At 74.3% G+C, this 12,582-nt stretch carries 2 protein-coding genes; both read left to right on the top strand.

Annotated elements, in window-relative coordinates:
* Positions 1-42 precede the first annotated feature (42 nt).
* A complete protein-coding gene (locus tag ACGFNU_RS50515; protein WP_392604116.1) occupies positions 43-6,270 on the top strand; it encodes a beta-ketoacyl synthase N-terminal-like domain-containing protein in 6,228 nt (2,075 codons plus the stop codon).
* A 13-nt stretch (positions 6,271-6,283) separates the two neighbouring features.
* The gene (locus ACGFNU_RS50520; protein ID WP_392604118.1) at positions 6,284-12,577 is read left to right on the top strand and encodes an SDR family NAD(P)-dependent oxidoreductase; all 6,294 of its coding nucleotides are present in this window, start codon (positions 6,284-6,286) and stop codon (positions 12,575-12,577) included.
* Positions 12,578-12,582: the final 5 nt, after the last annotated feature.

Raw genomic sequence — 12,582 nt, forward strand, 5'->3', positions numbered from 1 at the left:
CTGGCGACCCACCCAGAGCGATATGCCCACGGAGGGGACTCCATGGCTCCAGCGACCGATGCGGCGCCCATCGCGGTCATCGGCCTCGCCTGCCGGCTGCCGCACGCGCCGGACCCTGCCGCCTTCTGGCGGTTTCTGAATCTCGGTGAGAGCGCGATCACCACGATGCCGGCCGACCGCGGCCGTACCGGCCCGGCATCCGGCGGCGATGGCACCTCCCGTACTTGGCCCGGCGGCTTCCTCGACGACGTGGCGTCCTTCGACGCCGAGTTCTTCGGCATCTCGCCGCGCGAGGCGGTGGCCATGGATCCCCAGCAGCGCCTCATGCTTGAGCTGACCTGGGAGGCCCTGGAAGACGCCGGCATTCGCCCGGCGTCCCTGGCGGGCAGCGACACCGGCGTGTTCGCGGGTGCGATCTGGGACGACTACGCCGCGCTGCTCCGCCGCTCCGCAAGCGGTGGCGCACGCCACGCGATGACCGGCGTGCACCGCAGCATCATGGTCAACCGTGTCTCCCACCGGTACGACCTGCGCGGCCCGAGCCTTCACCTCGACACCGCGCAGTCCTCCTCGCTGGTCGCGGTGCACGTCGCGAGCGAGAGCCTGCGCCGCGGCGAGTGCTCGCTCGCACTGGCGGGAGGCGTCAACCTGATCCTCGGTGAGGACAGCATGGAGATGTCCGCCGAGTTCGGCGGCCTCTCCCCGGACGGCCGGTGCTTCACCTTCGACGCCCGCGCCAACGGCTTCGTCCGTGGCGAGGGCGGGGGGCTGGTGCTGCTCAAGCCGCTGGACGCGGCGGTGCGCGACGGCGACCACGTGTACTGCGTGATCCACGGCGGCGCCGTGAACAACGACGGGAACACCGACGCGCTGACCGTGCCCAGTTCGGCGGCGCAGGAGCGCGTGCTGCGCCGGGCCTACCATGCCGCCGGAGTGTCCCCGGAGGACGTCCAGTACGTCGAGTTGCACGGAAGCGGCACCCCGGTCGGCGATCCCGTGGAGGCGGCCGCGCTCGGCGCGGTACTCGGATCCTGCCGTCCCGCCGGCGCGCCCCTGCCGGTGGGCTCGGTCAAGACCAACATCGGGCATCTGGAGGGCGCGGGCGGAATCGCCGGATTGATCAAGACCGCGCTGAGCCTGCGAAACGGGCAGTTGCCCCCGAGCCTCAACTTCAGCACGCCCAACCCGGACATCCCCCTCGACCGGCTCGGGCTGCGGGTCCAGGACGAGCTGACCGGCTGGCCGCTGCCGGACCGGCCGCTGTTCGCCGGGGTCAGCTCTTTCGGCATGGGGGGGACCAACTGCCATCTCGTGCTCGGCCAGGCACCCCAGCCGGCCGAGGGCGACGACCGTCCCGTGGAGACCGAGACCGCGGACGTCCCATGGCCGCTGTCGGGAACGAGCCCGGCCGCGCTGGCGGCGCAGGCCAGGCGGCTCCGCAGGCACCTCACCGAGCATCCGGACCTTGATCCCGTGGACGTCGGGTACTCGCTCGCCACCACCCGTTCGGCGTTCACCCACCGGGCGGTGGTCTTCGGAGACGACATCGGGGAACGACTCGAACGGCTCGCCGCCCTGGAACGGGGCGCCGAGGCGGACGGGCTGGTCCAGAGTGGCGCGGCCGACGGCGATGCCCACACCCTCGCTGAGAGGTACGTGGCGGGTGCCGACGTGGACTGGGACCAGGTGTTCGCGGACCGGCGATGCCGGCGGGTCGGTCTGCCGACCTACCCGTTCCAGCGCAGCAGGCACTGGCCCGAGGCCGTCCCGGCACCCGAGGCCGTGCACGAACCGGCACCCGCGCCGTCGTCGTCGCATCCCGTCGTATCGCCCCCGGCGGAGGACTCACCCTTCTTCCGGCACCTCGCCTCGCTGAACGAGGCCGACCGTGACCGGCTGCTGCTGGAGACGGTGCGGGCGAGCGCCGCCGAGGTCATGGGACACGACTCGCCGGCCGCCGTCGACCCGGGCCTGACCTTCAAGCAGCTCGGCTTCGACTCGATCGGGAACACCGAGCTGGCCGAGCGGCTCGGTGCCGAGATCCGGCTGCCGCTTCCCAGGACGCTGGCCTTCGACCACCCGACGCCGGCCGCCGTCGCCGAGCACCTGCGAGATCGGGCCCTCCGCACGCGGGCCACCGCGCCCGAACGCGTCGCACCCGTCACCGGTGACGACCCGATCGTCATCGTGGGCATGGCCTGCCAGTATCCGGGCGGAGTGGATTCGCCGGAGGATCTTTGGGGCCTGGTGTCCGACGGGGTCGACGCGGTCGGGGAGTTCCCGGCCAACCGGGACTGGGACCTCACGGAGCTGTTCGACCCCGACCCCGGCCGGTCAGGCCGTAGCTACGCGACCGAGGGCGGCTTCCTGCACGACGCGGACCTGTTCGACGCGGGGTTCTTCGGGATCAGCCCGCGCGAGGCGGCGGCGATGGACCCGCAGCAGCGGCTGCTGCTGGAGACCGCGTGGCAGGCGTTCGAGCGGGCGGGCATCGACGCGGGCTCGCTGCGGCACAGCCGGACCGGCGTGTTCGTCGGTGCCACCACCCAGGACTATGGCCCCCGCATGCACGAGGCCACGGAGGAGGCCGACGGCCAGTTGCTCACCGGCACGACCCCCAGCGTGATGGCCGGCCGGCTGGCCTTCTCCTTCGGTCTGGAGGGGCCGACGATGACGGTGGACACGGCGTGTTCGTCGTCGTTGGTGGCGATGCATCTGGCGTGCCAGTCGCTGCGGCAGGGGGAGTGCTCGCTGGCGCTGGCGGGCGGCGTCACGGTGATGGCGACGCCGGGCATCTTCGTGGAGTTCTCCCGGCAGCGCGGCCTGGCACCGGACGGCCGGTGCAAGGCGTTCTCGGCGGCGGCCGACGGCACCGGCTGGGCCGAGGGACTGGGCCTGGTCATCCTGGAGCGGCAGTCGGACGCCGAGCGCAACGGCCGTCGGATTCTGGCCGTCATCCGGGGATCGGCGATCAATCAGGACGGCGCCAGCAACGGCCTGACGGCTCCCAACGGTCCCGCACAGGAACGCGTCATCAGGCTGGCACTGGCCAACGCGGGCCTCGCGGCGGCCGACGTCGACGTGATCGAGGCGCACGGCACGGGAACCACCCTGGGCGACCCGATCGAGGCGAACGCGCTGCTGGCCACCTACGGGCAGGGACGCCCGGACGATCGTCCGGCGTGGCTTGGGACGGTCAAGTCGAACATCGGGCACACGCAGGCGGCCGCCGGTGTCGCGGGCGTGATCAAGATGGTGATGGCGCTGCGGCACGGAACGTTGCCCGCCACGCTGCACGTCGATGAGCCGACCCCGCATGTGGACTGGTCGGCCGGAGAGGTACGGCTGCTGACCGAGCCGGTTCGCTGGCCGCGGGCCGGTCACCCGCGCCGCGCCGCCGTCTCCTCGTTCGGGATCTCCGGTACCAACTCCCACATGATCCTCGAACAGGCACCGGACCACCGCGGGCCCCACCCGTCGGCCGCGCCGTGGGTGGTGTCGGCGAAGTCGGCGCGGGCTCTGCGGGCCCAGGCGCGGCGGCTGGCCGAGCACGTGACGGCCGACCCGGACCTGACGCCGGCCGAGGTCGGATGGTCGCTGATCAAGACGCGGTCGAAGCTCGAGCATCGTGCGGCGGTGATCGGGCGGGATCGTGACCGCCTGCTGGACGGGCTGGCCGCGCTGGCGGAGGGCGCGCCGGACGCCGACGTCGTGACCGGCGTCGCGGGCGCGAGCGGTGCCCGGCCGGTTCTGGTGTTCCCGGGGCAGGGATCGCAGTGGGTCGGGATGGGCGCGGAGCTGCTGGAGTCCTCTCCGGTGTTCGCCGCGCGCGTCGGCGACTGCGAGCGGGCGCTCGCGCCCCATGTGGACTGGTCGCTCACCGAGGTGCTGCGCGGGGGCGACCTGGAGCGGGTCGACGTCGTCCAGCCGGCCCTGTGGGCGGTGATGGTGTCGCTCGCCGCCGTGTGGGAGGAGTGCGGGGTCACCCCGGCGGCGGTGATCGGCCACAGCCAGGGCGAGATCGCCGCCGCCTGCGTCGCCGGGGCTCTGTCCATCGAGGACGCCGCCCGCGTCGTCGCGGTCCGCAGCCGGGCGTTGCGGCGGCTCTCCGGCCAGGGCGCCATGGCCTCGTTGCGGATGAGCGAGGCGGAGGCGGGCCGGCTGCTGGCGCCGGCCGGGGACGTGACGGTGGCGGCGGTCAACGGCCCGGCGTCGACCGTGATCTCGGGGCCGCCCGAGCGGGTGGCGGCCGTGGTGTCGGCCGCGCGGGAGGACGGCCTGCGCGCCCGGATGATCGACGTGGACTACGCCTCGCACGGCCCGCAGGTCGATCGGATCGCCGACGAGCTGGGCGAGGCGCTGTCCGGCGTCGCGCCGGCCACCGCACAGGTGCCGTTCTACTCCACCGTCACCGGCCAGAGGTCGGACGCCGCGCTGCACGCCGGATACTGGGTCAGCAATCTGCGCCACCCCGTCCGTTTCGCCGACACCGTCCAGACGCTGCTCGACGACGGCCACCGGGTGTTCATCGAGGCCAGCCCCAACCCCGTCCTGACGCCCGGGATCGAGGAGTGCGCCGAGGAGGCGGGCGAGCGGGCCGTCGCGCTGGGCACGATCCGGCGCGACGATGGCGGGCACGACCAGCTCGTCAGGGCGCTGGCCGGGGCGTTCACCGCCGGCGTCGGCGTCGACTGGACCCGCTGCCTCCCCGCCGACCCGCCACCGCGCGTCGTCGACCTGCCCACCTACGCCTTCGAGCGCGAGCGCTACTGGCTCTCCGGGGAGTCCGAGGTCACCGACGCCGCGGACCTCGGCCTCGGCTCGACCGGCCACCCCATGCTCGGGGCCGCCGTCGAGCCCGCGGGCTGCGACGACCACGTGCTGACCGGCCGCGTATCGCGACGGCGGCAGCCCTGGCTCGCCGATCACCTCATCGCCGGCACCCTGCTGGTGCCGGGCGCGGCACAGCTGGAGTGGGCCCTGCGGGCGGCCGACCAGGCCGGCTGCGCGGCCGTCGAGGAACTCGTCGTCCACACGCCCCTGGCGGTGCCCGAGCCGGGCGGCCTGAGCGTCCAGGTCAAGGTCGGCGAGGTCAGGGACGACGGCCGGCGCGAGGTGGGCGTGTACTCCCGTTCCGGCGCCGCGTGGACCCGCCACGCCGGCGGCATGCTGCGCGCCACGTCCCTCCCGCCGGGCGAGCCGCCGGGTGAATGGCCGCCCGCCGGGGCCGAACCGGTGGACCTCGCCGGCTTCTACGACAGGTCCGCCGCCGCGGGCTACGGCTACGGTCCCGCCTTCCAGGGCCTGCGGGCCATGTGGCGGGCCGGCTCCGAGGTGTTCGCCGAGATCGACCTCCCCGAGGCCGCTCAGGACCGCGACGGCTTCGGCGTTCATCCGGCGCTGCTGGACGCCGCGCTGCACCCGCTGCTGGCCGGCCGGTGCGACGACGGCGGGGTCTGGCTCCCCTTCGTCTGGAACGACGTGGCCCTGCACGCCGTCGGCGCGACCTCGGTCCGCGTCAGGCTGTCGGAGCTCGGACACGGACTCGACCAGGGCGTCCGGCTGACCGTCACCGATCCGGCCGGAGGCCCGGTGCTCGACGCCGAGGTCACCCTGCTCATGGCCGACGAGGAGCGGCTCCGCGCCGCGGTGGATCAGGCGAAGGCGGCCCCGTCCGGCGGTGCGGTCCGGCACCGTCCGGTCGCGTCCACCGCCGACGGGCAGGACGCGGACCTGGCCGGCAGGCTGGCCGCGCTCGCCGAGGAGGAGCGCCGCCGCCTGGTGCTCGACCTGGTACGCGGCCATTCCGCCGCCGTCCTGGGCTACGCCGATCCGGCCGAGGTGCGGCCGGACGCCACGTTCACGGAACTGGGCCTCGCCTCGGTGATGGCCGTCGAGCTCCGCGACCGGCTCGTCTCGGCCACCGCGGTCATGCTCCCCGCCGCACTGGTCTTCGGGCATCCGACCCCGCAGGACGTCGCGGACGAGCTCCTGCGGCGCCTGGCATCCGGTGGCGCGGCGGCGCGCCGCGGCCGCGCCGCCGGCCCGCTCCTGGGCGAGGTGGCCAGGCTGGAGTCCGCCCTCTCCGCAGCCGACGTCGACGAGAGCGATGTCGGCGCCGTCACCGCCCGGCTGGAACAGCTGCTCGAGATGTGGAAGCGGGCCCGCCGGACCGCGGACGAAGAGGACGCCGACGCGGCGGACCGGCTGAAGTCCGCATCGGCCGAGCAGGTCCTGGACTTCATCAACAACGACCTCGGAGTCTCCTGAACGGTGATGCGCCATGGCGAATGAGGACCGGCTGGTCGACACCCTGAAGAAGGTCGCGGCGGAACTCCACGACGCTCGCAAACGGCTGCGCCAGATGGAGGAGCGCTCGTCCGAACCGATCGCGGTGGTGGGCATGGCCTGCCGTTTCCCGGGCGGAGCCGACTCGCCCGAGGCACTGTGGCGGCTGGTCGCGGGTGGCCGGGACGCGCTCACCGGGTTTCCCGCGGATCGCGGCTGGAACCTGGACGCGCTCTTCCATTCCGATCCCGATCACGAGGGGACCAGCTATCTGCGCCGCGGCGGCTTCGTCCACGACGCCGACCGGTTCGACGCCGGGTTCTTCGGGCTGAGCCCGCGCGAGGCGCTGATGATGGACCCGCAGCAGCGCGTGATGCTGGAGACGTCCTGGGAGCTCTTCGAGCGGGCCGGGATCGATCCGGCCTCTTTGCGAGGCAGCCGGACGGGCGTGTACGCGGGGACGTCCGGCGAGGACTACGTGTCCGGGCTGTCCCGCATCCCCGAGGGCTTGGAGGGACACGCCACGACGGGCCGCAGCACCAGCGTCGTCTCCGGGCGCGTGGCCTACACCTTCGGCCTGGAGGGGCCGGCGGTGACGATCGACACCGCCTGCTCCGCGTCCCTGGTGGCGACCCACCTCGCGTGCCAGGCGCTGCGGAACGACGACTGCACGCTGGCGCTCGCGGGCGGGGTGCTGGTCATGTCCACCCCGGCCCTGTTCACCGAGTTCTCCCGGCAGCGCGGGCTCGCGACCGACGGCCGCTGCAAGCCGTTCGCGGCGACGGCGGACGGGACGGTGTTCGCCGAGGGCGCCGGGCTGCTGCTCCTGGAGCGGCTGTCCGACGCACGCCGCAACGGCCGGCGGGTGCTGGCGGTGATCCGTGGTTCGGCGGTGAACCAGGACGGCGCGAGCAACGGGCTGACCGCACCCAACGACCTCGCGCAGGAGGAAGTGATCCGTCACGCCCTGGCGGGCGCGGGTCTGACGGCGGCCGACGTGGACGCGGTGGAGGCGCACGGAACCGGCACCCGGCTGGGTGACCCGATCGAGGCGCAGGCGCTGCTGGCCACCTACGGGCGGGACCGGCCGCCGGAGCGCCCGCTGTGGCTGCGGTCGATCAAGGCCAACATCGGGCACACCATCGCGGCGGCGGGCGCCGCCGGTCTGATCAACATGGTGATGGCGATGCGGGCGGAAACGCTGCCCGCGGCCCTGCACGCCGACGAGCCGACCCCCTACGTCGACTGGGACACCGGTGGTGTGCGGCTGCTCACCGAGGACACGCCGTGGCCCCGCCACGGCCGCCCGCGCCGCGCCGCCGTCTCCTCGTTCGCGATCTCCGGAACGAACGCGCACCTGATCGTGGAGGAGGCCCCCGAGGAGCCGGGGCCCGCGCCTGAGCGGACGGGCCCGGAGCCGGCCGTCGTCCCGTGGGTGCTGTCGGCGCGTGACGCGGCGGCGCTGCGGGCGCAGGCACACCGGTTGGCCGGGTTCCTGGCGGACGGCGCGGCACCGGCTGTGGACGTGGGCTGGTCGCTGGCGACCACCCGCTCGGCGTTCGAGCATCGCGCCCTGATCGTGGGAGACGACAAGGCGGCGGGGCTGGCCGCCGTGGCCGCCGGCGAGACCCATCCGGGCATCGTGGCGGGCCGCGTCGTGGGGTCGGAACCGGTGCTGGTGTTTCCGGGTCAGGGTTCGCAGTGGGCCGGGATGGGTGCGCGGCTGTTGGAGGAGTCGCCGGTGTTCGCCGCGCGGATGGCCGAGTGCGAACAGGCCCTCAACCCGCACGTGGACTGGTCGCTCTCCGAGGTGATCTGCGGCGATGGCACCGAGCTGTCGCGGGTGGATGTTGTCCAGCCTGTGCTGTGGGCGGTCATGGTCTCCCTGGCGGCCGTGTGGGCCGACCACGGCGTTGTGCCTTCGGCGGTGGTCGGGCATAGCCAGGGCGAGATCGCTGCGGCGTGTGTGGCCGGTGCCCTGACCATCCATGATGCCGCCAAGGTCGTGGCCGTGCGGAGCAAGGCTCTGCGACGGCTGTCCGGGCAGGGCGCGATGGCCTCGCTGGGTGTCGGCGAGGAGCGCGCGGACGAACTGCTCACCGATGCGCCGGACGTCGCTGTCGCGGCGGTGAACGGTCCGGTGTCGATGGTGGTGTCGGGTCCGCCCGGACAGGTGGCGGCGGTGGTGGCGGTGGCTCGGGAGCAGGGGTTGCGTGCGCGGATGATCGAGGTGGATTACGCCTCGCACGGCCCGCAGGTCGATCAGATCGCGGGCGAGTTGATCGAGGCCTTGGCGGGCATCGTCCCGGCCAAGTGCGGCGTGGCGTTCTACTCGACCGTCACCGGCGCCCGGGCCGACGGCACCACGCTTGATGCCGATTACTGGGTCACCAATCTCCGGCGGCCCGTCCGCTTCGCCGACGGCGTCCGCGCGCTTCTGGACGACGGCCACCGCGTGTTCATCGAGGCCAGCCCGCATCCCGTGCTGACGATGGGACTGGAGGAGACCTTCGAGGCGGCGGACGTCACCGCGGCCGCCGTTCCGACGCTGCGCCGGGACGAGGACGACCTCGCCCGGGTCGCTCGTTCCCTCGGCCAGGCGTACACCGCGGGGGCGGAGGTGGACTGGGCCGCCTGGTTCCCGGCCGACCCGCGGCCACGGGTCGTCGACCTGCCGACCTATGCCTTCCAGCGCACGAGGTACTGGCTGGCCGACCGGGCCGGAACGCGGGCGGCCGGTGCGCAGGCGGGGCCGGGATCCGCGCATCCCCTGCTGCCGGTGTCGCTCGCGCTCGCCGATGGCGGGCGGATCCTGACCGGTGACCTGTCCGCCTCCGGCTGGGCCTCCCAGCACGCGGTCGCGGGCAGCGCGTTGCTGCCGGGCGCGGCGCTGGTGGAATGCCTGCTGCGGGCCGCCGACGAGGTCGGCTGCGCGACGGTGGACGAGCTGACCCTGCACGAGCCCGCCTTCGTCCCGGGATCGCGCACCTTGCACTTGCAAGTGTTCGTCGACCCCCCGGAGGAGGACGGCCGCCGAGAGGTGCGGGTGTGCTCAAGCCCGGACCCGGGCGCCGGCCCGGGCGGCTGGACGCATCACGCGACCGGCGTCCTCGCTCCGGAACCGCGCGAGCACGCCGGGGAGGGGCGGTGGCCGCCCGCGGACGCCGAGCCGGTGCCCGTCGAGGACTTCTACGATCGCGCGGCCGCGGCGGGTCATGACTACGGCCCGGCGTTCCGCGGTCTGCGCGCGTTGTGGCGCCAGGGGCAGGACGTACTGGCCGAGGTGAGCCTGCCGGACGCCGCCGGCGAGGCCGGCGAGTTCGGCGTGCATCCCGCGCTGCTGGACGCGGCGTTGCAGCCGATCCTGCTCGACGCCGACGGGCCCGTGGTGCCGTTCGCCTGGTCCGGCGTATGCCTTCACTCGGTCCAGGCGACGACGGTCCGCGTCCGGATCTCGCCGTCCGGCGGCGGCGTGCGGGTCGGCATCGTCGACCCGGCGGGGGCTCCCGTGCTGACCGTGGAGTCGCTGGTGTCGCGGCCGACGAGCGCCGATCGGCTCAGGCGCGTACCCGACGGCCTGTTCTCCGTCGAGTGGACGCCGCTCGCGGAGCCGGCCGATCCGCCGGACGCCCAGACCTGGATGGACCTCGAGGCGATGGACGTCGAGACGTCCGTCCCGGCGGTCGCCGTGGCGCACCTGGACACCACGGGCGGGCGGGAGGCCGCCGAGCGCGCGCTCGGCGTACTTCAGGACTGGCTGGCCGAGCCGCGTCTGTCCGGCTCCCGGCTGGTGCTGGTGACGCGGGGTGCGGTCGCCGCCGCCGCCCCCGACCTGGGCGGCGCGGCGGTGTGGGGGCTGGTCCGCAGCGCGCAGTCGGAGAACCCCGGCCGATTCGTCCTGCTCGACGTCGATCGCGCCGACGTCGAGGAGGGCCTCCGGCGGGCCCTGGCCGCCGGCGAGCCGCAGGTGGCGGTGCGCGGAGACCGGGTGCTGGTGCCGCGCATGACCCCCGCGTCCGAGACCGCGGAGCCGGCGATACCGGTGGGCGAACGGGCGTGGCGGCTGGCCGAGGGCGCGGACGCGACGCTCGAGGGCATCGCGGCGGTGCCGTGTCCCGAGGTGCTGGACCCGCTGGAGCCCGGTCAGGTCCGCGTCGAGGTGCGCGCCGCCGGGATCAACTTCAAGGACGTCCTGATCGGGCTCGGTGTGGACGCCGACACCGGGCTGGGGAGCGAGGGCGCGGGTGTGGTGCTCGACGTCGCCCCCGGAGTGACCCGCCTGTCGCCTGGTGACCGGGTGATGGGACTGTTCCGGGGCGCGTTCGGCCCGATCGCCGTCGCCGACGCCCGGACCGTGGCCCCGATCCCGGACGAGTGGGACTTCCGGCAGGCCGCGGGCGTCCCGGTGGCCTGCCTGACCGCCTGGTACGGCCTCACGGACCTGGCCGGGTTGCGGCCGGGTGAGCGCGTCCTGATCCACGCGGCCACCGGCGGCGTCGGCATGGCGGCGGTACGGATCGCGCGCCATCTGGGTGCGGAGGTGTACGCGACGGCCAGTCCCGGCAAGCATCCGATCCTCGAGGAGATGGGGATCGACCGGGCGCACCGGGCGTCCTCCCGGGACACCGGCTTCGAAGAGGCCTTCCGCGCCGCCACCGGCGGCCAGGGCGTCGACGTGGTCCTCAACAGCCTGACCGGGGACCTCATCGACGCCTCGCTGCGGCTGCTCCGGCGCGGCGGGCGGTTCGTCGAGATGGGCAAGACCGACGTCCGCGACCCGGTCAGCCTTCCGGAGATCTCCTATCTGGCGTTCCAGCTGCTCGATCATGCCGGGCCGGACCGGGTCGGTGAGATGCTCGCCGAGCTCACCGGCCTGTTCGCCGACGGGAAGCTGGAGCCGCCTCCGGTGAGGGCGTGGCCACTGTGCCGGATCCGCGAGGCGTTCCGGCACATGAGCCAAGCCCGCCACACGGGCAAGCTCGTCCTGGACGTACCGGCCGCCGTGGACCCGGACGGCACGGTCATCATCACCGGTGGAACCGGCACGATCGGCTCGGCGGTGGCCGAACACCTGGCACGGACCCGGCAGGTCCGCCGGCTGATCCTGGCCGGCCGGCGCGGCCCGGACGCACCCGGCGCGGCGGAGCTGATCGCACGGCTGGGTGAGCTGGGCGTCCAGGCGCGCGCCGTCGCGGCCGACGTCGCCGACCCTGACTCGGCGCGGGAACTGGTCGCGGGCGTCGACCCGGCGCATCCGCTGACCGGCGTCGTCCACGCCGCGGGGGCGCTCGACGACGCGCTGGTCGGGTCACTGACGCCCGGCCACATCGCGCGGGTGTGGGCGGCCAAGGCGGACGGGGCGTACCACCTGCACGAGGCCACGGCCCACCTGCGGCTCGGCATGTTCGTCGTCTTCTCCTCCTTCGCCGGAACCCTCGGCACGCTCGCGCAGGCGAACTACGCCGCGGCCAACGCCTACCTCGACGCGCTCGCGGCCCGCCGGCGCGCCGCCGGTCTGGCCGGCCTGTCGATCGCGTGGGGGCTGTGGGCCGAGATGAGCGGGCTGACCGGCAGGCTGACCGAGGCCGATCTGGCGCGGTTCGGCCGATTCGGGATCAAGGCCCTCCCGTCCGACGAGGGGCTCGCCCTGTTCGACGCCGCCCGCCATGACGGGCGTCCCGCACTGGTGGCGCTCGGCTTCGACGCGAGCGCCCTGGCCGGCCGTCCCGCCCGCGAGCTGCCCGGCCCTCTGCGCGGGTTCGCGGTGCCCGGCGGCGGGCCCGGCGGCAGGCCCGGCGGCCGATCCGCGCGCCGTGCCGCGGCGTCGGCGTGGCCTCAGGACGACTGGCCGGCGCGGCTGCGCGGCATGGCTCCCCCCGAGCGGCGCAAGGTGCTTCTCAAGGTCGTCCGCGCCGGCGCCGCGACCGTCCTGGGCCACGACGACCCGGGAGCGGTGCCCGTGAACGCGTCGTTCAAGTCCCTCGGCTTCGACTCCCTGACCGCCGTCGAGCTGCGCAACCGGCTCGCCGCCACGACGGGGCTGCGCCTGCACTCCGCGCTCGTCTTCGACTACCCGGAGGTCACCGTGCTCGCCGACCATCTGCTGGAGCGGCTCTCGCCGGACGCGGCGGAAACCGGGCAGGCCGCGGACGCCGGGGGAACCGCGGCGGCCGGGGACGCCGCGGCGTCCCGGGGGGCCGCGGACGGCGACGGCGACGCCTCCGAACGGCTGCGCGCCGCCGACGCGGGTCAGATCATCGAGTTCATCGACAACGAGCTGGGCGTGTGATCGCG

This window comes from Spirillospora sp. NPDC048911 (assembly GCF_043198015.1).
Lineage (GTDB): Bacteria > Actinomycetota > Actinomycetes > Streptosporangiales > Streptosporangiaceae > Spirillospora.